A 22,434-nucleotide genomic window follows, 5' to 3' on the forward strand; every position below is an offset into this window, starting at 1 on the left:
GAACAGAAAGGGGGGATACCCGGTAGCGATGTCGGAGTGTGTAATTTTCTAACGCGATGTGGTAATTTCCTTACTGGAAAATTTTCCGTTATTTAGAGGTATCTTATATGAATCCTTACCAACAAAAACGTCGCTGGAAATATTCGCTGCTCGCCTTTGCTGTAGTGATAGCAAGCGGATCGTTACTTTATACGAGTTACCTGGTGCGCAATATTGCAAAGTCCGAACGCACCCGCGCGCAGGTATGGGCGCTGAGTATGAAACAGCTTACCTCATCGGATGACAATGACTTTATTGACTTTGTGCTGGCCGTTAGGGATAGTTCTGTGGTACCGGCGATCATTACGGATGAGCAAGGCGATTTTAAGTTTACCCGCGGCCTGGATAGCGCCAAGACCTTTATCAAACTGGATGCCGCAGAGCTAAAAGAGCGTAAACAGATATATGATATCGCTTATTTTAAAGAAGAGCTGGCTTTTATGAAGTCACAGCACGAACCTATCCGGCTGAGTATTTCTAACCTGAACGAACATTGGCTGGTTTACTATAAAGACTCACCATTGCTCACGCAGCTTAAGATCTTCCCTTATATCCAACTTTCGGTTATCGCTATATTTCTGTTAGTGGCCTACACCGCTTTTAGTTCCTCCCGTAAATCGGAACAAAACCAGGTTTGGGTGGGGCTAGCCAAGGAAACCGCGCATCAGCTGGGTACGCCCATTTCCTCACTGATGGCTTGGATAGAGTTGATTAAAGATAAATTCAATGCTGAAGATGATCCTTTAATGGCCGAGATGGAAAACGATGTAAAGCGACTGGAAATTGTAGCCGACCGTTTCTCTAAGATCGGATCTAAACCAAAACTGGAAACCAATAACGTTTATGAGGTGGTGAAAGATTTTGTAGATTACTTTAGCGTGCGGGTAAGCGATAAGATAGCTTTCGAATTAACGGGCAACCGGCGCTTATTGGCAGGCTTAAATGTGCCACTATTTGATTGGGTGCTGGAGAATTTACTGAAAAATGCGGTTAATGCCATCGATGGTACCGGCAGCATTAAGGTTAATATTAGCGGTAGTCGCGTAAAAAAACTCATTTACATCGATGTTACCGATACAGGTAAGGGAATACCCCGCTCTAAATTCGAAACCGTTTTTCAACCGGGATATACTACACGTAAACGCGGTTGGGGGCTGGGGCTATCGCTTACCAAAAGGATGATCCAAAACTACCATAACGGGCAGATCTTTGTACGCGACTCGGAAATTGGCAAAGGCACTACGTTTAGAATTGTATTAAAAAGCTTAACAAATGATATCACGCCCACAACCTGACGAATACCCCGTATTTGCTGAAACTTATGTATCCATGGTTCCCCAAGGGGCTGATGTTATGCGGATTTTAGTTGATGCGCAAGCTTCCAGCTATGACCTGTTTACCAGTTTAAATGAACGCCAGGCGCAATATGCATATGCTGAAGGCAAATGGACAGTGAAACAGGTACTGGGCCATATGGCTGATACAGAACGTTTTTTTGGATTCCGGGCGTTTGTTTTTTCCCGTGAACAAACATCTCTGCCCGGATTCGAGCAGGATGTTTATGTTAACAATACTAATTATAACAGCCGTACACTGCAAAGCCTTGCTGAGGAATTTAAAGTAACCAGGGAAGCTAACTTATTTGTGTTTGGTAATCTAACAGACGAACAAATTAATTGCGAAGGCACGGCCAGCGGCAACCGGGTTACAGTGAGAGCGCTGATATATATGGCGGCAGGCCATGAAATGCATCATTTGCGGATCTTAAAAGAAAGATATCTGTAGAGACCATCCTGGTAAAATTTACAACCCTGATAACGCAAAAAAGGTACATCGGCGCACCAATGACTAATTCTTGTTTACATTCGGATATTATTGATACATTTCCTTTCTGCAATACAAACAATTCCCGCTGCTATGAGGGTTTAAACTGCCGTTTTTATACAGGGTGTTTCACTCCGCGAATGTGAATCGGGTGAAACACTTAAAATATTAAAAATCAGTATATTACGGATTTTGGTGAATCGCCTTGGTTTCGGTTTATATTTTGCAAAATATTGTTTATCAGGCAGTTGCCTGAATAAAAATTTATTGTGAAAAAAGGTGAAACACCTGGAGTGAATCACCTTGTAATAGCATATTCTTGATGATAGTCCACTATTTTAATTGAGGCAAAAGCTTCTGTCACATCACCTTCCTTCAGATTACCTTTTTACTTGCGATCAGATCATTCACTATCCTTGCCGCTGTAGAGATCTTTTTTCTCAATGCGGTAAGATATTACTAAACCAGCACCTCCGAAAATGGCGATCAGGCCAAAATAAATAGCCTCGTTCTCATCCTGTGTAGCCGAGAAAGCAGTGCGATCCAAAAGGCAGGCGATAAATAAACCCAATCCGGCTCCGATTAATAACAAACCCCATTTTAAGTTTTGATAAGGAGCGGGTTGCGCTTTGTAGTTACGAGGGTCCATGCCGCGTTCTATCATGGCCATTTTCTCGCGTTTGTGTAAATAGATAGCACCGAATATAGTGCCGAAGGTGCTTAAGATTGCAATAATGCCGGCTAATACGCCTAAGTTATCAGTATTCATGTTATAATTTTTAAATGTGTATATTTTGTTTTAACCACCAATGTGGTGTGTTTGTAGGTTATGACTACTTGTTTTTAAACCAGGTTACACCTCTTGTTGATTATTTACAGCAAACTAGAAAACTTTAATTAGGCTAATGTATTTGTTGGCGCAAACGGCGGGTGTTTGATGATTAGATTGTACGAGGCTGGTTTACGCACATGCTAATAGGTGCAATTTCTTAAAACCTCCAACTCTGGTTTTTCGCCGGATGCGCAACCTCTCATCAGGCATAAATACAAGGGTGGTTTCATTAATCGGTTACTAAATCAAAAGGTAAATTTTTAGGGAGCAACTATGCAATTGAATAGGAGCACACTATGCTAAATAAAAATCTTAACGCTATAGTTTCCCTCTATACCACATAGATATTTGAGATAAGGTTCCCAAAGTTTTAAGATTACCTTTGTTGTGTAAATTTTAATAAAACAACAATTATGTTAACAATAGGACAACAATTTCCGCAATTTTCTAAAATAGCCGTAACAAGCTTGGAGAAGGGTAAAGAGTTTGAAACCATCACATCGGATTATTTGGTTAATGATGATAATGTTTGGACGGTAATGTTCTGGTGGCCAAAAGATTTTACTTTTGTATGCCCAACAGAAATCGCGGAGTTCAATAACAATTTCGGTGAATTCCGTGATCGGGAAACCCGTTTGATCGGTGCCTCTACCGATTCTGAATTTGTACATGCTGCATGGAGGAGAGATCATGACGATTTGCGCGGGTTAAAATTCCCGATGCTTGCTGATACGTCAAAATCTTTGGCAGAAGAACTTGGCATTTTAGAGCCAAATGAAAAAGTGGCTTACCGTGCAACTTTCATTATTGACCCTACAGGCATTATCCGTTGGGTTTGTGTTAACGATTTAAGCGTAGGGCGTAACGTTAAAGAAGTTTTACGCGTGCTTGATGGCCTGCAAACCGACGAGCTTTGCCCATGTAACTGGGAAAAAGGACAAGAAACGCTAAACGTGTAATTTAGCTTAATAGCTACTCTTCAACCACAGATAGGACGGTGATGGTATAGGGACGCAGTTTTTTTCTGTATGCCTGCCAAAACGCATTGCTATCTGTGGTTAATTTTTATAACCAACTGCCACAAGCATAGGCGTTGAATCATTTGCATTTATGATTTGATCTCTTTTAAACTATTGCTTGCCCTGTGGAAAAAAACTAAACAAATGAACGAAAGTACCGAAATTATTCAGGAGATCCTGCAGAGTATGGGTTTGGAGCCCGAATATCGCACCGCAAGTTTAACCTTGTTAGAAAAAGGCGAATCGCGCTATCTGCGTGATTTTAAGTTGAACTTTACGAGCACTCTGTCATCTGCTCATCTTACCGAGAAAGAATGTGCCCTTTTAGGCTTAAGCACCGCTATCAACAATAATGTCCTGCCGCTAACTACCTATTACACCAGGTACGCCGAAGAGCAGGGTGCTACAGCCGCGGAAATTGCCGAAGCTGCCGGTTGTGCATCTTTGCTGGCATCCAATAATATTTTCTACCGTTTCCGCCATTTCACGCAAAAGGAGAAATATACGCAAATCCCGGCGCGCATCCGGATGCAGCTGATGATGAAGCCTGTAACCGGTAAAGAATTTTTCGAGCTGATGAGCCTTGCTATCTCTGCTGTTAACGGCTGCGAGATGTGTGTAAATGCCCATGAAGATTCATTAATTAAACTGGGTACTACCGAAGAACGTATTTTTGATGCAGTACGTATTGCTGCACTGGTAACTGCAACAGGTAAGATTATTTTTTAGATCTCCAGTAACTAAATAGAAAAGGGGCATGTTCAACATGCCCCTTTCCTATAAAAAATTTATCAAGATGAAATTTTTATGAAATTAAATTTGTGTTTCTTAATTAAAAACAACTAATTTTATAGCATAAGATTATAACACCTCTCTTAATCATAATTTTTAATTTTATTTATTATTTGTGAGCCTGGAGAGGGACTACAAATTTAATTGTTGATTTTTTTGGAGAAACCGTTCAGTTTGCAAGAACTGAACGGTTTTGTTTTTTTAATGCGCATCTGTAACCGCCTTCATATTCTTGCGGAATGGCTGCAGGTACAATAGCGGTATCGAGAACAGCATCACCAGCCCCGAGATCCAGTAGGCATCATCATAACTCAATAACATGGTTTGCCTGATCACAACACCTTCAATCGCACCGTACGCCATATGCGTAGCATCGATAAGCGATTTGCCCTTAGCAACAAACGCATGCTGATATTGACTAAAACGTTCTGTGAATGCCGGGTTATACGGATTAATGTAAGTAATTAAATCACTTCGATGTTTGCCCTGGCGAATGTGAATGATAGTTGTTAAAGCCGCTATACCGAATGAACCACCCAGCTGCCTCATCATATTATTTAACCCCGACCCCTGGCCTATTTCCGGCCCTTTAAGGTCGGCCATAGCTAAGGTAGTTAGCGGTACAAATAATAATGCCATCCCTACACCACGAACCAATAACGGTATCAATACATCATGCTCGCCTGTTGCAAGGGTAGAATTGCTCAGCATCCAGGTGAAAACAAAGAACAGAAACATGCCAGCAGTAGCCATAAACTGGGCCGGCACACCCTTATTAAGCATTTTACCTATAAAAGGCATCATAACAATAGTACATAAACCACCAGGGAAGAGTAGCTGCCCTGTTTGCTGTGCGTTAAAGCCCAGCAGGTTCTGGCAAAACACAGGGAACACAAACACGGAGCCATACAGCCCGAATCCGAGTATAAACGACGTAAACATCCCTACTGAAAAGCTCCGGTGGCGCATAATACTGAAATTAACAATCGGGTGATCTGTACTCAGTTCGCGCCATATGAAAAGGATAACACCTAGCACCGCCATAACCGTTAAAACCAGAATATAAGTTTTTGCAAACCAATCTTCAGATTCACCTTTTTCCAGAATAGTTTGCAAACTGCCTACTGCCACTGCAAGCAGGCCAATACCCCACCAGTCAATCGGCTTCTTTTCCTCCTTGGGCGTTTCCCGTACAAAAGTGTACGTTAAAAATATCGCCAATGCACCTACCGGAATGTTTACATAAAAAATCCAGGGCCAGGCATAATTCTCGGTGATCCAGCCACCAATGGTAGGGCCTACAGTTGGGCCTACTACCGCTCCTAATCCAAACAATGCAGTAGCTGTACCAATTTGCTCGCGCGGCCAGGTTTCCAATAAGATGGTTTGGCCGGTTGATATTAATCCACCACCCGCAATACCCTGGATGATCCGGAAAACTACCAGTTCATCTAAAGTTGTTGCGTTACCACAAAGGAATGAGGCTATGGTAAATACAATTATAGAAGTAAGGAAATAGTTTTTACGGCCAAAGCGCCCGCCAAGCCAGCCGGACATCGGCAGGATGATAACGTTTGCTACCGCATAACCGGTAACTACCCAAGCCACATCTTCAAGTGTAGCACCAAGGTTACCCTGTATGTGTGGAATGGCCACATTTACGATGGTCGTATCTATCAGCTCCAGCAGCGAGGCCATGATCACCGTAATGGTGATAATCCATTTTTTAAAGCCAGTTTCAGCCATTTTAATTAGTCTTTTGTGATTACCGAAACATCTACGCTCATACCAGGGCGCAGTTTGGCAAGTTCTTCCTTGCTTCCGGTTATTTTAATTTTTACGGGTACGCGCTGTACCACTTTAACAAAGTTACCTGTTGCATTATCTGGTGGCAGTAAAGAGAACTTTGCACCTGTAGCAGGGGAAAAGTTATAAACTGATCCTTCTACTTTCAAATCCGGGTAAGCATCAACCTTCAGGTCAACCTTTTGGCCGTTTTGAATTTTCTCCAGTTGAGTTTCTTTAAAGTTAGCGGTAATGTAAAGGCTGTTATCGTTTACAATTGAAAACAGGGTTTGGCCTGCCTGTACTAACTGGCCTATCTGTACATTCTTTTTAGATACTATACCCGTAGCCGGTGATTTAACATTGGTATAGCTTAACTGTAAATTAGCATAATCAATATCAACCTGTTTTTGGCTTACGCCTGTGTTAACAACTTTTAACTGGCTGCGGCTGGTGGCTACCTGCTCTAAGGCTGCTTTATACCTGTCCTGTGCGGCGCTGTAATTAGCTTGTGCCACTTCAAGGTCGGCTTTTGCCTGGTCGAATTGCTGGCGGGTTACCGATCCGTCTTGCACCAGGTTGGCGTAACGTGCATAATCTTTTCGTACTTTATCTAAACGTGCAGCGGCAGATGTTACATCAGCTTTGGCACTTGATGAAGTTGCTGCAGTTGTAGAGATCTGGGATTGACCAACGCCAATGTTCGCACTGGCCCCCGTCTGCGCGGCTTGCGCTTGTTCTACTTTTAATTTATAATCGCGGTCGTCTATTTTAACCAGCATCTGGCCTTTACCAACGTGTGTGTTTTCCTCAAACGTAATGCTATCCACATAACCGCCAACGCGTGCCACAACCGGGCTGATGTCGCCGTCTATCTGTGCGTCATCGGTATCAACATGCTTGCTGAAGTAGATGTATTCTTTTACACCGAAAATTAAACCACCGATAAGTACGATACCTAATATGATAGGAAGAACTTTGTTTGGTTTCTTTTTGGTTTCTGTTTCCTGAGTTGCCATTGTATTTTGATTTTTGTATTATTTGTTAAGTGTTCCGGTTGATTTTAATAAGTTGTAGTAAGCCAGGCCAGCATCGGCTTTTGCCAGTTCCAGATTAATTTCGGCCTGGTAAAGCAAGGTTTGTGCATCGGCACGGTCTGTAGCAGAAGAAATATTGCTTTTGTATTTCGATTCCAAAATGCGGTTGTTTTCTGTTGCCTGATTAATAGATGTTTGTAACAGGTTAATTTTATCCACCGCCATTTGATAGTTCTGATAGCTTTGATTTACCTCGTTCTTCACATTGTCTATCGTAATCCCTTTATTGATGACTACTTCTTCGCGCTGTAAACGTGCCTCGTTAACCTTGTTTTTATTGGTCCAAAGCGTGCCAAAATCCCAGCCAAGGGTTAAGCCGACAGAGATAGGGGTTATGAAGTTGCCGCTTTTGGGTATCGGGTTACCAGAGATGCCAACATAGTAGGCGCTGCCGGATGCAGAAAGCGTAGGAGATGTATTTGCCTTTATGCTTTTAATATTGGTTTCGGCTACCTGAGTGCGCAAGTCAAATTGTTTCAGCTCCGGGCGGTGTGCCATTGCAGAATCAATATAGGCTGTGAATGGTGCCGGTGTTCTTTCCGCTTCGGTAATCTGGGCGATGTTTAACTGTGTAGATTCGGGCAAGCCCAGCAGGATATTCATGTTGTAATTGATGATCCTGCGGTTATTTTCGAGGTCGATACCGTTTAACTGGATATTGGAGCGCTGCAACTGGAAACGAAGTACATCATTTTTAGTTACCAAGCCTTGATCGAAAAAGCGCTGTGATTGTTTGATCTGGGCATCGATGGTGGCCAAATTCTGCTGAACAACTTTTTGGCTCTGCAAAACTTTATACAGGTTGTAATAGGAATTAATTACGTTGATCGCTATCTCATCACGATTATTCACTGCATCCAGCCGTGCCACTTGTGTAAGCAGGTTTGTGCTTTCGCGGGCATAGCGTAGTTTGTTACCCGCCCAGATGATCTGGTTTAATGATAAAGTACCCAGATAAGCATTGGCACTCCCGGGAAGTCTCAGATCTTCCTCACCAAATTTTAAATGGTTGGCCGGAATCTGAGCGCGGTTATAACCGAAGCTGGCTTTACCAGTAGGCAATGCACGGTCTTTGGCTTGCTCGTACTGTGATACGGCCTGGTCTATTCTGGATTGAGATGCTTTGAGCATTTTACTGTTTTCCAATCCAAGCTTAACAGCTTCGTCAAGCGTGATTGTTCTGTCTTGCGCGGCGGCGGGGTTGGTTACCAGCAGAGCTATAATCAAGATAGCCATACTGCCCGCAGCCTTAACAGCTTTGTTGAGTAGATGAGGGTTCAAGGGACTTTTATTTATGGTTGTCATTTTAATTCTTTAAATAAGCTTTCAAAAGGGTCTTTAAATACGTTTTGAGGCGTGGCTTAAGCAACTCTTCCTGGGCTTGATCGCTCATCACATCGTAACCTAAAACTACTGATGAAATGTGCGGGGTATTGATGATATAGTTTTTTGTGCCAAATACTGTGGCAACCAGCATTTGCTGATCAGTGTTCTTACTGAACTCTCCGCTTTTTATGCCATCAGCTATAATATCTTGAAAAACGGTTACGTTCTTCATTATGATAGCCGTTATCTGGTCGGTCAGGTCTGTTTTTTTCGTTTTAGAGATCTCGCGGTTTAGCATAATATGAAAGCAATTATTATTTACCACTTTCTCTACATAGCTCTCCAGGTATTTATCCAACTTGGTCCAGGCGGAGATGCTGTTGTCATTTCCAATTTCTGCTAATACTTTTTGAAAGGTAGAAATGCGGCGCTCAAATATGGCCAGGAACACACCCTCTTTAGAACCGAAGTAGTAATTAAGCATAGCCATATTTACACCTGCTTCGCCGGATATAGCTCGGGTGGAGGCACCATCATAACCAAATTCCGCAAAGATCTTTTCAGCAACATCCAGGATATGATCTTTTTTATCTGTTTTATCTTTTTCCATTACTGTCGTTATCACGGCGCAAAATTAATCAAACGATTGATTAGTTAAAATAACTTTTGTCAAATATTTGTAAGACGTTGATCCACAATTACAAATAACCGATCAAACGTTTAACAAGAGCGTTAAAAATTAGTTTCGCATGATATAATATTGTTGATACAGACTATTGCAAACAGCTGTTTATAATATATTTGCTGCTATGAAGCGTACTTTGCTCTTTACCCTCGCCTTATTTTTAACGGTTAAAAGCCTTAGGGCGCAAACTTCCCCACCGGCGGATATCGCTGCTATACAGCAAAATTTAAATAAACTAAACGTTTTGAGTAGCGTATTGTACATCGCTGCGCATCCCGATGATGAAAACACCCGGTTGTTGGCCTACCTGGCACAGGAAAAGCATTATCGTACAGGATACCTAAGCTTAACCCGTGGTGATGGAGGCCAAAACCTGATTGGGACAGAACAGGGCGAATTACTGGGACTCATTCGCACACAGGAATTATTGGCTGCGCGCAGGGTGGATGGAGCTGAGCAGTTTTTTAGCCGCGCTACTGATTTTGGTTTTTCTAAAAACCCGGAGGAGACTTTAAAATTTTGGGATAAGGATAAAGTACTGGGCGATATGGTTTGGGTGATCCGGAAGTTTAGGCCGGATGTAATGATCTGCCGTTTCCCTACTACCGGCGAAGGTGGTCATGGTAATCACACTGCATCAGCCATCTTAGCTCAAGAAGCGTTCAGCGCTGCGGCCGATGAAAAACGCTACCCCGAGCAGTTGAAACACGGTGTTTCTACCTGGCAGGCCAAACGCTTGCTTTGGAACACGTTTAACTTCGGCAATACTAATACTACGTCCGAGGATCAGTTTAAAATAAACGTAGGTAACTACAACCCTATATTGGGTAAAAGCTACGGTGAAATTGCTGCTGAAAGCCGGAGCAATCATAAAACGCAGGGTTTTGGCTCGGCCAAACAACGTGGCGATGCTTTTGAATATTTTAAAACCATTTTAGGTGATGCCCCTAAAGCCGACCTTATGGATGGTGTAGTTACTAACTGGAGCCGTATACCGGGTGGTGGACCTATTGGCGAGGCGATAGCAGTTATGCGCAAAAATTTCAACGACGATGCTCCTGAAGCGTCGGTGCCCGCATTAGTAAAATTGCTGGATAAGGTTGACATGGATTTTGTTAATGATAAGGCGATGCAAACGGTAAGGTTAAAACCAGGCGCAGTTGATGACTATACTTACTGGCACCAGTTGAAAGCCAAAGAATTAAAAGATCTGATAGCCGCCTGCGCGGGGTTGTGGTTTGAAAGTTACGCGGCTGAACCCAGCTATGCTGTAGGTGATAATATAGCGATCAATAATCAGCTCATTAACCGCAACAACGCTGATATTACTGCCGTTACCGTAAACGCCGGGCAGGGCATAAGCAAAGCTTTGAACGGGTTAGATAATTATCGTTTGCCTTCCGGAACAGTTACCAATATCACTTTAACAGAAAATGATATTTCCGCACCGCTAAAAAAAATATCACAACCCTATTGGCTTGAAACAGCACATAGTATAGGCTCCTATCATCTTGCCAACGACACACTCGCTGGGCCTCCAGAAAATACCGATGTACCTAAGGTGACTTACACATTTACAATCAACGGTAAAAAGATTAGTTACCAGCGCAACATTGTCTTTAAATACGTAGATCCCGCCCGTGGCGAGATCTACCAGCCATTGGAAATTACGCCGCCTGTTACTGCTAATGTTGCTGAACTGGTTTACGCTTTTAACAAAACACAGCCACAAACCGTACAGGTAAAATTAAAAGCTTTCACTAATGCTAACGGCAGTGTCAGCATCAAGCCGGTTGCAGGGTGGAAGCTAAGCCCCGAAAAAATTGATTTTACCGGGAAGAAAAAAGGCGATGAATGGACGGTTGCGTTCAGCGTTTCCCCTACTGACAGTAAGCCCAATACCAGCACCCTGGAAGTCATCGCGACTGCAAATGGTAAATCTTTTTCCCAGGGCTTGCTTAACATCAAATACAACCACGTACCGGCTATAACCATCTTTCCGCCGGCGCAAGCAAAACTGGTAAATATCGACCTCAAGACAGCGGGCAAAAAAATAGGCTATATTGCCGGCGCAGGTGATTTGGTACCCGATGCCTTGCGCGAAGTTGGCTATGATGTACACACGCTTACGGAGAACGAGGTACTTAATAGCGACCTGAGCGGCTATGATGCCATCATTACAGGTGTACGTGCTTATAATGTTAATCCCCGCCTTAACTATGAGCAGCCTAAATTACTGGAGTATGTAAAAAATGGCGGCAACCTGGTAGTGCAGTACAATAACAACAACGGATTAGTTACCAAAGAGATTGGTCCGTACCCGTTTACGGTAGTTAATCAGCGCGTTACCACAGAAGACTCGCCTGTTATTATTTTGGATGAAAGCAGCCCGGTATTAAACTATCCTAACAAAATAACGCCGGATGATTTTAAGGGCTGGATCCAGGAGCGGAGTGTTTATATGGTAAGCAATATAGACGGAGCATACAGAGCGCCGCTGCAAATGGGGGATCCCGGCGAAACGCAAAGCAATGGATCCTTAATCGTGGCAAATTATGGGTCGGGCAGGTTTGTTTACACGTCGCTGGTATTTTTTAGGGAATTACCTGCAGGTATCCCGGGTGCTTACCGCCTGTTTGTGAATTTATTAAGCAAGCCAAAGAAATAAATTAATTCTGAAGGTGCGGTATTTTGCAGATCCTGCAGGGTAGCCAACATTAAGTTGCCGACGAGTTTCGGCAACTGACCAAAAGATTGCAGCTTTACATTTAAAATGCTTAAATGCCTTTTTGTATCCGGCGGTTAAACAAATATTTTAATAACAAAACACTAAAATTAGGCAGCAATGGTTTATTAATATAAATTTGCGACTATTACTTTAATAACAATTACTATGTCTCAACATCACCACGAAGAAGAAACAAATCTGGACTACATATTTTACCTTATTGCAGCATTGAGCGGCATGTTTGTTGGCGCAATCGTCGAAAGAGGATTTATCTGGATACCTGTTGGCGGTGTTTTCGGCTTATTGACCGCGATAGTGTTCATTAAGTTTTTGGTTAAAGGCCGTGAAAACGCCTGATAGCAGCCTCCCTTCATTTATAAAAAACTGGAACCAGTTTTACGGCCTTGTGGTTGTATGGCTGGTTTTTTTAATCTTCTTTTTTTGGCTCATTACCCATTATTTTGAATGAGCTTAACCGACTGGATAGTATTAGGCTGCACACTGCTGGCCATAGTTGCCTACGGCGTTTTTAAAAGCGGCAGCAATAAAAATATCGACCAGTACCTTGGCAGCCGCTCATTGCCATGGTACCACGTGGGCCTTTCGGTAATGGCTACGCAGGCCAGCGCAATTACTTTTCTTTCAGCACCTGGCCAGGCTTACAGTGATGGAATGCGCTTTGTGCAGTTCTACTTTGGGCTGCCACTGGCCATGATTGTGTTGTGCATTACTTTTGTCCCCATATTTCATAAGCTTAAAGTATACACGGCTTACGAATTCCTGGAACAGCGCTTTGATCTCAAAACCCGCACGCTCACTTCTCTGTTATTTTTAACCCAGCGAGGGCTGTCTACCGGGATAACAATTTATGCGCCGTCCATTATCCTCTCGGGTATTTTACATATTAATATTACTTATACCACCTTATTTATTGGCGGCTTAGTGCTGTTTTATACCGTTTATGGCGGGTCTAAGGCAGTATCTTACACCCAGTTGCTGCAAATGACTATCATCTTTTCGGGGATGTTTTTGGCCGGAGTGTTTGTAGTGATATTGATGCCAAAGGACGTAGGTTTTATCAAATCCATAAAACTGGCGGGCAACCTTGGCCGTATGAATGTGATTGACTGGAAATTTGACCCCAATAATCGTTATAATATCTGGAGCGGAATCATTGGGGGCTTTTTTTTGCAACTGGCGTATTTCGGTACCGATCAGAGCCAGGTAGGCCGGTACCTCACCGGCAGCTCTGTTGAGCAAAGCCGGTTGGGGCTGATCATGAATGGTTTACTGAAAATTCCGATGCAGTTTCTGATCCTGCTGGTTGGCGTATTAGTTTTTAGCTTTTATCAATTTACCCGGCCTCCTGTGTTTTTTAACAATTACGAGGTGGAGCAGGTAAAAAGTAGTCCGTATGCAACTCAATACAACTACCTGGAACAGGAATATGCGCAGGCCTTCAAGCAAAAGAAAGAAAAGGCAGCCGCACTAATCAGTGCCTTTGACACCGACGATAAAGGTAAGATATCCCGTGCGCAGGATGCTTTAAAAGTAGCCAATGTGCAGGCGGGTATTATAAGGCAGGACGCCATAGCCGTGATAAAAAAGAACAACGCCAATGCTAATGTTGACGATACCAACTACATATTTCTCACGTTTGTTACGCAGTATTTACCAAAAGGCTTAATCGGGCTACTAATAGCAATTATCTTTTTGGCCTCCATGGGATCAACGGCCAGCGGCTTGAACTCACTGGCATCAACCAGCGTGGTTGATCTGTATAAGCGAATTATTAATCCCAATGCAACTGATAAAAACTATGTAATTGCATCGCGGGTGGCCACTATCTTTTGGGGCCTGGTTTGTATCATAATGGCACTGTATGCAAGTAAAATAGGAAATTTGCTGGAGGCAGTAAATCAGCTGGGATCTTATATTTACGGAACGGTGCTGGGCGTTTTTGTTGTTGCCTTTTATTTAAAGTGGATAAAGGGTACGCCGGTATTTATAGCTGCGGTTATTACCGAGATTATTATTTGCGTTATGGGGTATTTTAATGTAGTAGCCTACCTGTGGCTCAACGTTGTAGGCTGTCTTGGAGTGATGATCATTGCAGCGATTTTAAACGCCCTGATAAATCCTAAATCTTCTGTTTCTACTAATGGCTGATAATATCCGGGTTTTGGACACTAAACTTTACGGACTTGACCACCTGCGGGCATTCGCTATAATGTTTGTGCTGCTTTTTCATTACCAGTTTTTTGGCGCACCGCAATGGGTACATGACATAGCTAAATTCGGCTGGACCGGCGTAGACCTCTTTTTTGTTTTAAGCGGTTACCTGATCTCTTCCCACCTTTTTGCTGAGGAAACTACCACCGGTACGATCTCGTTACGTATCATTGAAAAATCATTCCTTCGCCTGCGCAATATGATACTTTCCAATGTCAAACTCAGCGCGAGGAAGGCCCCTCACCCTGCAGTTTTGAACCACCGTAGGCATAAATAAAAAGAGACGCGATTTTCGCGTCTCTTCCAAAATATATTTGGTTGAAAACTAGTTTTTTGCCTGGGTAATTACAGCTTCATTCAAACGTACGTATTCCTCGTCTTTGGCGGCTTTGGCCAGCTTAATGCCTTCCTTCGCGGTAGCAATCGCTTTGGCTTTATCACCCATTTTGAATTGGATGCGTGCTTTCCACAATTTATACCAGGGTGCACCTGGTTCCTGCTTTTCAGCTTCCAGGGCCCAGGTCATCGCCTTGTTTAAATCTTTGTCGTTTTCATAGTAATACTGGATAGCATTAAAATAAGGGCGTTTAGTTTTGTCGCCGAGCATTAATTTCTCAATGTTGGCGGTTATTTGTGCATCATCATCGGTCTGCATATGTATAGTGACCTTGGTATGGTCCCAAACCAGATTCAAATCGTTTGATTTGGTAGTGCAATTCGTGAACTGAATAGTAAAAGTCTCTCTTTTTTCATCTACTGTAATTGGCTTCACAGTAAAACGCAGGATGTCATCGGCCTGTTTGTAAGTATAAGCACCCCATTGCTTGAAGGTCTTATTAAGGATAATGGTCCACTCTTTTTCGCCGGGTATGCTGAATAGCCCATAAGTGCCTGCCGGAACTTTGTGGCCTTCCATAACAATGTTTTCGCTGAAAGTAATAACGGTAGCGGAGTTTGCGCCAGTGCGCCATACTTCGCCATATGGGTTGATGCCACCAAATATTTTACGGCCCTTAACATTTGGTCTTGAGTAGGTTATCGTGATCTTTCCGAGTCCGAAATCCTGGATGATCGTTTGAGTCGAGCTGGCTTCGGGAATGCGTGGTTCCTGTTGTGCAAAAGTTTTAATAGTTATACAACACGCCATCAGCAGGCTAAAGATATAGATCGGAGTTTTCTTCATGAGCGTAGTAAAAATTTACTACTAAGGTAATGATAGTTGTATGAATTTTTAATGAAATACCTAAGAGACCGATTTGCATTAAAAAATAAAAGCCTCCCAACCTTGCGTCGGGAGACTTTCAACCTAAACCTTATCACAATTAACCAGCAAGAATTGCTGGTCCGTTTATACCAGAACAAATACTATGCCAAACCTATGATGTTGCTATTCACTGTACCTCTAATTCATTTGACCCCATTTTACACCGTTAATAAAAGCGTTAGCAGGGAGTTAAGGGCCAATACGCATGTCAGGAAAATTATACAAGAGTGTATACTATGTATCATACCCTGGTAATATCTCACCATTTATAAATATTTAATGGTTGTAACCAATTACACAAATAGGGGTGTACTGTCAACAATTGTATCTCAGGCAGTTATGCCAATTTAATTAGGTTTTGCTATTTCTTCGTTACCAGGATTGCCAACGATACGGGATTGGACAGCGACAATTAGATGTTGACGTTTATTATTAGCTATTTTTACTGCAAATAATTTGAGGAAATTGCGTTATTATTTCCATATCGGCTACCTTGGATCTAACTATAAAGGTTGGCAAAAACATCCTGACGGCATCGGCGTACAGCAGGTTTTAGAAATAGCCTTAAGCCAGATTTTTAAAACCCCAATGTTTATAACAGGTTGCGGCCGTACTGATGCCGGTGTGCATGCATGCCAGTTTTTTTTTCATGTTAATATAGAAAAGGCCTGGGATTTCGACCTGGTGTTCAGGCTGAACAACGTGTTGCCTGATGATATTTCGGTTTTCGATATTATACCCATTGATGCAGGCGCTCACGCTCGCTTTGATGCGGTAGAACGCTCGTATGATTATTTTATCCATACCTATAAAGATCCATTCCTAAATGGCTTCAGTTCTTATTACGAAATAAAAAACTGGGATTTGGAGCCGATGCAGCGGGCCGCTGACCTTTTATTGCAATACGAGGATTACCGCGCTTTCTGCAAAATGCCGGACCGAAATGAACACACCATTTGCAGGATAAGTGAAGCGCAGCTTTTTACAGATCTTTCTGGGAAAAGGTTGCGTTTTCATATTTCCGCCAATCGTTTTTTGGGACGGATGGTGCGGGTTATTACCGGTAAGCTCATCGATATAGGCACCGGGAAATTAACGGTTGATGAATTTGAGTCGCATTTAAAAGACCCCATGTTGCCGCAAGTAATCAAGCCGGCCTATCCGCAGGGCCTGTATCTTAGTAAAATAAAGTACCCTTATCTTGATATCCCGGTGCAAAGTGATTTTCACGGGCAAATGGTTGGGATAGTTCAAAAGGCGGTTGGATAATAGCAGCTTGGACTTCACCGGGAACTTTGACACCCCCCGACTTTCGCTGCTGTACAATAAGGGCGAAAAATCAGCAACATTGGTTTTACCTTAAAATGAGTGCGCTCGCACCTGATACGCTGCGCAATTTAACCTTCTCTGCAAAACAATGGGGGTGAAGTAGACTAGCTAACCCACCAGGCCTGTTCCAAATACAATGTTTGCCTTGCACGGGTAATAGACGTGTACCACCATTTGCAAAGTTCCAGCCGGTCCATACCGTACATGCTCTTCTCCAGGAACAGAAATACATTGTTCCATTCGCCCCCCTGTGCTTTGTGGCAAGTAACCGCGTAGCCATAAGTTGCTTTTAGGCATCCAAGGTACTCGTCGTCGCGCATGGCCTTTAAATAGGCGGGCGAATTTGGCTTCATCTTTTTATCATCCATCCGCATACTAAAGTCGATCATCAGCTCCCTGGTCTGGTCTTCAGTAAGATTGCCTTTGATGTGGTTTACGGCATCCAGGGAAAGCATCAGTGTAAACTCTATCTCCGAGGATACCGGCCTCACTTTTACTTTTTGAAACTTCATCCCTGCCTTTATCGCAATGGCACCCAGCTCGCGGATCTCTACAAAATCGCCGTTGGAAAGGGGTACAGTATAATTGTTTTGCGTTACCAGCAGCACCTCACCTATTTGTAGCGGCATGTATTCGTCACCAAATAATTCCCTGCGCATATCCTGGTTTATTTGTTGTACCGCCTTGTTACTGCGTGCTATTGCGAGGGTTTCGTTAGCGCCGGTGGCTTTGTATAATTTTACGTATTCGGCGAACAGCACGTTATAAGCGGGCAATAGCTTTACATTGTTTAATCCGGTTGCCGGGATTCGCGGGAACCGTTCCCATTCCGTTTGCTGGCTCAACTCTCTAATGGCAGTGGCCAGGCGCAGGATATCATTACCCGCAGTCACGCGTTCTATCTTGTTGAGCGAGAATGACACAGCCACCCTGTTCTGTTTAGCCAGCCAATCCATATCCAGTGCCGGGCTGATATTTTGCCCGACAGGCGGCAGCTGGCAGGGGTCGCCTACAAAAATAATCTTGTTATTGCCGGCTACCAGGAAAAAGTCGTTCAGCAAATTACCGGATCCGAAATTGGTAAATGAAGTATCTTTGGATGCCTCACAGGAGAGCATGGACGATTCATCTACTATATACACCCGTTTATCCTCATCGGTAGCACGCACCAAAAATTCCAGGCTCATTTGTCCTGCCGCCACCTTATCTATATCGCGCTGAATAATTGTGTCCAGGCCGTCCACTTTACTGAAATTATAAAGTTCGCCATGAACTGTTTTGGTATCGAAACCTGTTTTTCCCCTCAAAACGGTGGCTGCCCGACCGGTAGATGCCAGCAAACAAAATTCCTGTTCGTTTTCTGTAAGGGTTTTAGCCAGGCGCTGCATCAGGAAGGTTTTACCTGTGCCTGCGTAACCCTTCAATACAAAAACATTGGCTGAGGGGTGCTCCAAAAATTTTTCAATTGCTTTGAAAGCAGCATTTTGTTCAACGTTTAATGTGATCTCGGCAGTCATTTGCTGCTAAGATATTAAAACTAAAAATGTTAGCAATGTAATGAGCTAAATTAATTTGGAAGATTGTGGTTAAAGGTCCTGTTTAATATCATCCAGCCCTTTGATGCTTAACCGCGCACTAATGGCCGATGCAATAATAGCGATGAATGTAACGGTAGCAAACACCAGCAGGAAATCGCTTGGTTTAAAATCTACCGGGTATGCATCCAGAACCGACATTTTTGCGCCCATCTTCACCAGCTTAAATTCCAGCTGAACAAAGCATACAATGGTGCCGATAATGATGCCTATTATACAGCCAATAAGGGAGATCATCATCCCCTCGCAAAAGAAGATACCCTGAATAAGGCGCTTTGCAGCACCAAGGCTGGTAAGTATAGCGATGTCTTTCCGTTTATCCATCACCAGCATGGTAAGCGAGCCGATGATATTGAAGATAGCGATGATGAGTACAAAAACGAGAATCATGAATATCGACCAGCGCTCGTAATTTATGGTTTTATACAATTCGGTGTTTTGTTCCTTACGGTTTTTGATGATATAGTTATTGCCTGCCTTTTCTGTTATCTCTTCCTGCACGTCTTTCAGGTTGGTGCCTGGCTTAAAGTTTATCTCGACAGATGATACATTTTTAGGTTGATCGAGTAAGTCGCGGGTGAACTCTATGGGGGTGATCACCATATCGTCGAAATCCTGTTGGATAGAAAACACTCCAACCGGTGTAATCGGCCGAAATACGAAATCGTTCATAGGGTTATTTGAATTACCTGCAGTACGCCTTGGCGAATAGATCTGCAGTGGCGTAAACTGGTCTACTATGCTAACCCCCAGGCTCGCCTGGATAGTGGTGCCGATAACAGCTAGATTATAACGACCATCCTTTAAAGTAAAGGAGCCACCATGAATCGTACTGTCAAGGTCCTTGTTCTTCAAAAAATCATCGCTCACCCCTTTAATCGTGCCAATAAAAGGCTTGTCGCCATATTTGATAAGTACCTTTTCCTGCAAAACGCGGGTATAAGAAAAGATCCGTCCATCTTTGCTCAGTGCCGTTAAATATGCTGTATTTGGATCGAAAGTTTTGCCGAGCCGGGGCTCTATTTTGATCTCGGGTGTAAAGTCGCTATACAGCGAAAGAATTACCTTTTCAAAGCCGTTGAATACCGATAGGATAATAATAAGCGCCGCACTACCCACCAAAACCCCAAGCATAGAGATGCTGGAGATGATGTTAATGGCATGAGTCTGCTTTTTACTAAACAGGTATCGTTTGGCTATGTAGATAGAGGTGTTCAAAATTATAGATATGGGTTAAATTGTTTCTCGTACCCAATGGTGGTCGCGGGTCCGTGACCGGGATAAACCGTGCAATCCGGATCAAGTGTGAAAAGGTTTTCTTCAATGCTTTTAACAAGTTGCGAATAATTGCCGCCGGGCAGATCGGTCCGGCCGATGCTGTTACGGAAAAGTACATCACCACCGATAAGGATATTCGCCGCACGGTCATAATAACACAAATGCGCTGGTGAATGTCCTGGCGCAAAAATCAGTTCCAATTCGGTATTGCCAAATTTAACACTACCAGTTTCGGGCAGGTACTCATCAGGCAACGGAGAAGCATCGTACCTGAAACCCATAGCCGGTGCATAAGCAATTACGGCCTCTAATACATCCGATTCTCCTTTATGGAATTTAGGCTTTAGGCCGTACTGATCAAAAACAAAACGGTTACCCAAAACATGGTCTACATGGCAGTGGGTATTCAATAGCAATACGGGCTTTAACTGGTTATCTTTTATGAAATTGACTACCGTGTTTTGCTCGGCCGAAGTGTACATTCCCGGGTCGATAATTACACATTCGCGGGTATCGTCGTATAAGATGTATGTGTTTTCCTGGTAAGGATTATTTTCAAATGCTTGAACGGTCGCCATGTTGCAAAGCTACTTTATTAAGGTTAAAGGCGAAAGTATTCTAGGTGCTGATTTCTACAGCAACGATTGAAGGGGCCGCAGTACGCAGTTTGCTTTAGTGCGTAATGAAATTGATAGAAAACATTTAGTTATTAAATGTTAATTTCATCGCCATAAAATACGCATCAATGAAAAAAATATTTACGCTTGCAGTAGTCTCTTTAATAGCAGCGTCGGCATTTGCGCAAAAACAAAGGCCGGTTTATTATACCATTTCGTTTCCTAATGCAGTACACCATGAAGCGGAGATTGTGCTTACGCTACCACAATTAACGGGGAGCACGCTTAGGGTTCACATGAGCCGCTCATCTCCGGGGCGATACGCTACCGCAGAATTTGGGAAAAATATTTACAATTTGAAAGCTGTAGGAGCAGATGATAGGCCGTTAATTATAAAACAACTGGAGGGTGAGGTATATGAAATACAGCAGACTACAGAAACGGTAAAAATCAGCTATACCCTATTTGGGAACTGGACCGATGGTACCTACGCCAGTATAGATGCGAGCCATGCCCACCTGAATATGCCCGCCACTATTATGTGGGCAGAGGGACAGGACGAGCGGCCGATTAGGGTGCAATTTAATGATGCCAACAAATACGGTTGGAAAGTGGCCACCCAGTTGAAAAGCGAAGGTGATAATGTTTACAGCGCCCCCAATCTGCAATATCTGATGGATAGCCCTGCAGAGCTATCGGCTTACAAAACAAACAGCTGGACGGTTAATAATAACGGCAAAGATGAGAAGATCAACTTAACGGTACACGCTGATGATGACCAGGCAGTTGTGGATAACTTTGCGAAAATGGTGCAGAAGGTAGTGTTGGAAGAAAAAGCGGTTTTCGGCGAATTGCCAACCTATGATTATGGCGAATACACATTTTTGCAGGATGTTCATCCTAACACATCCGGCGACGGAATGGAGCACCGTAACTCTACAGTTATCGTACAGCCGGCGCCAAAAATTGCAGGTTTTGAGACCAGACTGATCGGCACATTTTCGCATGAGTATTTCCACAGCTGGAATGTAAAACGCATCCGCCCCAAATCATTGGAACCGTTTAACTTTACGCACGCCAATATGAGCAGTGAGCTTTGGTTTGCAGAAGGCTTTACCCAATACTATGGTGAAATGCTGCTGGCCCGGGCCGGGATAAATAGCGTTGACGAATACACCCGCACTATTGCCGGCTTAGTTAACCAGGCCGTCAACACTCCCGGGGCCGCTAAATATTCCCCTGCTGAGGCAAGCCGCTACGCGGTATTTGCGGATGCAGGTGTATCAATCGATCCAAATAATCAGCCTAATATGTTTACCAGCTATTATACTTACGGCGGTGCAACAGCTTTGGCGCTTGATCTGCGCCTGCGCAGCGAATTCAATTTAACATTGGATGACTACATGCGCAAAGTGTGGCTAAGCCGGGGGAAGGTTATGAAACCCTACACTATTGCTGACCTGCAGAGTGACCTTGCCGCTGTAACTAATAATCCAAAATTTGCTGCAGACTTTTTTAAACGTTACATTAACGGAACAGAAAAAAATAATTACGAGGCTTTGCTGGCCAAAGCGGGGATGGTATTGCGCAGGTCGGCACCGGGTAAAGCCTGGGTAGGTTCAGTTAACTCATTTGGAGGGCGCGGGCGGTCGGGCCAGGCACGTACCACAACTGAAGGGCTGGCGATCAGCGCTAATTCAATAGCGGGTACACCAATTTACAAAGCAGGAATTGATGCGGGCGATGTAATCATACAGGCCGACGGCAAGGAGACAAAAGACGAAGCCACTTTTATGGAGGTTGTGAATAGCAAAAAACCGGGCGATAAAATTAGCATTACTTACAAAAATCGCGCGGGTGAACATACTGCCACTATTACCACCGAAGAAAGCCCGGCCTATGAAGTATTGACTTTAGAGAAAGCTGGCAAAACACCAACGGCAGAACAACTTACTTTCCGCACAAACTGGTTATCATCAAAAGTAAAATAAA

The 22,434-nt window shown here is 43.4% G+C and carries 20 protein-coding genes; 11 read left to right on the plus strand and 9 right to left on the minus strand.

The window, feature by feature from the left end:
• Positions 1–107: 107 nt before the first annotated feature.
• Both A0256_06595 and A0256_06600 read left to right on the plus strand, forming a co-directional pair.
• The gene (locus A0256_06595; GenBank protein ID AMR31116.1) at positions 108–1,334 is read left to right on the plus strand and encodes a histidine kinase; all 1,227 of its coding nucleotides are present in this window, start codon (positions 108–110) and stop codon (positions 1,332–1,334) included.
• Positions 1,312–1,824 (plus strand): hypothetical protein, encoded by a 513-nt coding sequence (locus A0256_06600; protein ID AMR31117.1) that lies wholly within the window; start codon positions 1,312–1,314, stop codon positions 1,822–1,824. The genes A0256_06595 and A0256_06600 overlap by 23 nt, the downstream gene beginning before the upstream one ends.
• Positions 1,825–2,266: 442 nt before the next feature.
• Here the strand turns inward: A0256_06600 and A0256_06605 are convergent, their stop codons facing one another.
• Positions 2,267–2,599: a hypothetical protein gene (locus A0256_06605; GenBank protein ID AMR34451.1), complete on the minus strand. Its 333-nt coding sequence runs from the start codon at positions 2,597–2,599 to the stop codon at positions 2,267–2,269.
• Between the two features lie 509 nt (positions 2,600–3,108).
• Here A0256_06605 and A0256_06610 point away from each other — a divergent pair.
• The gene (locus A0256_06610) at positions 3,109–3,654 is read left to right on the plus strand and encodes an alkyl hydroperoxide reductase (protein ID AMR31118.1); all 546 of its coding nucleotides are present in this window, start codon (positions 3,109–3,111) and stop codon (positions 3,652–3,654) included.
• 204 nt (positions 3,655–3,858) lie between these two features.
• Positions 3,859–4,443 carry an alkylhydroperoxidase gene (locus A0256_06615; protein AMR34452.1) on the plus strand — a complete coding sequence of 195 codons (585 nt, stop codon included), beginning with the start codon at positions 3,859–3,861 and terminating at the stop codon, positions 4,441–4,443.
• Positions 4,444–4,707: 264 nt separating this feature from the next.
• Here A0256_06615 and A0256_06620 read toward each other — a convergent pair whose 3' ends face one another.
• From A0256_06620 to A0256_06635, 4 genes are all read right to left on the minus strand, one after another.
• Positions 4,708–6,252, minus strand: a complete 1,545-nt coding sequence (locus tag A0256_06620; GenBank protein ID AMR31119.1) for an MFS transporter — start codon at positions 6,250–6,252, stop codon at positions 4,708–4,710.
• Positions 6,253–6,257: 5 nt separating this feature from the next.
• A complete protein-coding gene (locus A0256_06625) occupies positions 6,258–7,310 on the minus strand; it encodes a secretion protein HlyD (GenBank protein AMR31120.1) in 1,053 nt (350 codons plus the stop codon).
• 18 nt (positions 7,311–7,328) lie between these two features.
• The gene (locus A0256_06630; GenBank protein AMR34453.1) at positions 7,329–8,624 is read right to left on the minus strand and encodes a transporter; all 1,296 of its coding nucleotides are present in this window, start codon (positions 8,622–8,624) and stop codon (positions 7,329–7,331) included.
• 70 nt (positions 8,625–8,694) lie between these two features.
• Complete coding sequence (locus tag A0256_06635; GenBank protein ID AMR31121.1) at positions 8,695–9,324, minus strand: hypothetical protein; 630 nt, start codon at positions 9,322–9,324, stop codon at positions 8,695–8,697.
• 199 nt (positions 9,325–9,523) lie between these two features.
• Here A0256_06635 and A0256_06640 point away from each other — a divergent pair, with 199 nt between their 5' ends.
• The 4 genes from A0256_06640 to A0256_06655 all read left to right on the plus strand — a co-directional run bounded on the left by A0256_06640 (position 9,524) and on the right by A0256_06655 (position 14,636).
• Complete coding sequence (locus A0256_06640; protein ID AMR31122.1) at positions 9,524–12,067, plus strand: LmbE family protein; 2,544 nt, start codon at positions 9,524–9,526, stop codon at positions 12,065–12,067.
• A 225-nt stretch (positions 12,068–12,292) separates the two neighbouring features.
• A complete protein-coding gene (locus tag A0256_06645) occupies positions 12,293–12,484 on the plus strand; it encodes a hypothetical protein (protein AMR31123.1) in 192 nt (63 codons plus the stop codon).
• A 108-nt stretch (positions 12,485–12,592) separates the two neighbouring features.
• The gene (locus tag A0256_06650) at positions 12,593–14,296 is read left to right on the plus strand and encodes a sodium:solute symporter (protein AMR31124.1); all 1,704 of its coding nucleotides are present in this window, start codon (positions 12,593–12,595) and stop codon (positions 14,294–14,296) included.
• Positions 14,289–14,636: a hypothetical protein gene (locus A0256_06655; GenBank protein ID AMR31125.1), complete on the plus strand. Its 348-nt coding sequence runs from the start codon at positions 14,289–14,291 to the stop codon at positions 14,634–14,636. Before A0256_06650 ends, A0256_06655 begins: the two co-directional genes overlap by 8 nt.
• Before the next feature lie 48 nt (positions 14,637–14,684).
• Here A0256_06655 and A0256_06660 read toward each other — a convergent pair whose 3' ends face one another.
• The gene (locus A0256_06660; GenBank protein AMR31126.1) at positions 14,685–15,542 is read right to left on the minus strand and encodes a hypothetical protein; all 858 of its coding nucleotides are present in this window, start codon (positions 15,540–15,542) and stop codon (positions 14,685–14,687) included.
• A 51-nt stretch (positions 15,543–15,593) separates the two neighbouring features.
• Between A0256_06660 and A0256_06665 the strand changes: the two genes are divergently transcribed.
• Both A0256_06665 and A0256_06670 read left to right on the plus strand, forming a co-directional pair.
• Positions 15,594–15,878 carry a hypothetical protein gene (locus A0256_06665; GenBank protein AMR31127.1) on the plus strand — a complete coding sequence of 95 codons (285 nt, stop codon included), beginning with the start codon at positions 15,594–15,596 and terminating at the stop codon, positions 15,876–15,878.
• A gap of 210 nt (positions 15,879–16,088) precedes the next feature.
• Complete coding sequence (locus A0256_06670) at positions 16,089–16,892, plus strand: pseudouridine synthase (GenBank protein AMR31128.1); 804 nt, start codon at positions 16,089–16,091, stop codon at positions 16,890–16,892.
• Positions 16,893–17,056: 164 nt separating this feature from the next.
• Here the strand turns inward: A0256_06670 and A0256_06675 are convergent, their stop codons facing one another.
• From A0256_06675 to A0256_06685, 3 genes are all read right to left on the minus strand, one after another.
• Entirely contained in the window at positions 17,057–18,469 is a 1,413-nt protein-coding gene (locus A0256_06675; GenBank protein ID AMR31129.1) for a hypothetical protein, read from the minus strand.
• 69 nt (positions 18,470–18,538) lie between these two features.
• Positions 18,539–19,765 carry a hypothetical protein gene (locus A0256_06680; protein AMR31130.1) on the minus strand — a complete coding sequence of 409 codons (1,227 nt, stop codon included), beginning with the start codon at positions 19,763–19,765 and terminating at the stop codon, positions 18,539–18,541.
• A 2-nt stretch (positions 19,766–19,767) separates the two neighbouring features.
• Positions 19,768–20,403: an MBL fold hydrolase gene (locus tag A0256_06685; protein AMR31131.1), complete on the minus strand. Its 636-nt coding sequence runs from the start codon at positions 20,401–20,403 to the stop codon at positions 19,768–19,770.
• Positions 20,404–20,570: 167 nt separating this feature from the next.
• Here A0256_06685 and A0256_06690 point away from each other — a divergent pair, with 167 nt between their 5' ends.
• The gene (locus A0256_06690; GenBank protein AMR31132.1) at positions 20,571–22,433 is read left to right on the plus strand and encodes a peptidase M61; all 1,863 of its coding nucleotides are present in this window, start codon (positions 20,571–20,573) and stop codon (positions 22,431–22,433) included.
• Position 22,434: the final 1 nt, after the last annotated feature.

Source organism: Mucilaginibacter sp. PAMC 26640 (assembly GCA_001596135.1).
In the GTDB taxonomy this organism is placed as follows: domain Bacteria; phylum Bacteroidota; class Bacteroidia; order Sphingobacteriales; family Sphingobacteriaceae; genus Mucilaginibacter.

Bases quoted from the DNA above. Each gene is read 5' to 3' on its own strand.
- A0256_06595 (AMR31116.1), top strand. From the start codon at position 108: ATGAATCCTTACCAACAAAAACGTCGCTGGAAATATTCGCTGCTCGCC.
- A0256_06600 (AMR31117.1), top strand. From the start codon at position 1,312: ATGATATCACGCCCACAACCTGACGAATACCCCGTATTTGCTGAAACT.
- A0256_06610 (AMR31118.1), top strand. From the start codon at position 3,109: ATGTTAACAATAGGACAACAATTTCCGCAATTTTCTAAAATAGCCGTA.
- A0256_06615 (AMR34452.1), top strand. From the start codon at position 3,859: ATGAACGAAAGTACCGAAATTATTCAGGAGATCCTGCAGAGTATGGGT.
- A0256_06620 (AMR31119.1), bottom strand. From the start codon at position 6,252: ATGGCTGAAACTGGCTTTAAAAAATGGATTATCACCATTACGGTGATC.
- A0256_06625 (AMR31120.1), bottom strand. From the start codon at position 7,310: ATGGCAACTCAGGAAACAGAAACCAAAAAGAAACCAAACAAAGTTCTT.
- A0256_06630 (AMR34453.1), bottom strand. From the start codon at position 8,624: ATGGCTATCTTGATTATAGCTCTGCTGGTAACCAACCCCGCCGCCGCG.
- A0256_06635 (AMR31121.1), bottom strand. From the start codon at position 9,324: ATGGAAAAAGATAAAACAGATAAAAAAGATCATATCCTGGATGTTGCT.
- A0256_06640 (AMR31122.1), top strand. From the start codon at position 9,524: ATGAAGCGTACTTTGCTCTTTACCCTCGCCTTATTTTTAACGGTTAAA.
- A0256_06645 (AMR31123.1), top strand. From the start codon at position 12,293: ATGTCTCAACATCACCACGAAGAAGAAACAAATCTGGACTACATATTT.
- A0256_06650 (AMR31124.1), top strand. From the start codon at position 12,593: ATGAGCTTAACCGACTGGATAGTATTAGGCTGCACACTGCTGGCCATA.
- A0256_06655 (AMR31125.1), top strand. From the start codon at position 14,289: ATGGCTGATAATATCCGGGTTTTGGACACTAAACTTTACGGACTTGAC.
- A0256_06660 (AMR31126.1), bottom strand. From the start codon at position 15,542: ATGAAGAAAACTCCGATCTATATCTTTAGCCTGCTGATGGCGTGTTGT.
- A0256_06665 (AMR31127.1), top strand. From the start codon at position 15,594: ATGAAATACCTAAGAGACCGATTTGCATTAAAAAATAAAAGCCTCCCA.
- A0256_06675 (AMR31129.1), bottom strand. From the start codon at position 18,469: ATGACTGCCGAGATCACATTAAACGTTGAACAAAATGCTGCTTTCAAA.
- A0256_06685 (AMR31131.1), bottom strand. From the start codon at position 20,403: ATGGCGACCGTTCAAGCATTTGAAAATAATCCTTACCAGGAAAACACA.
- A0256_06690 (AMR31132.1), top strand. From the start codon at position 20,571: ATGAAAAAAATATTTACGCTTGCAGTAGTCTCTTTAATAGCAGCGTCG.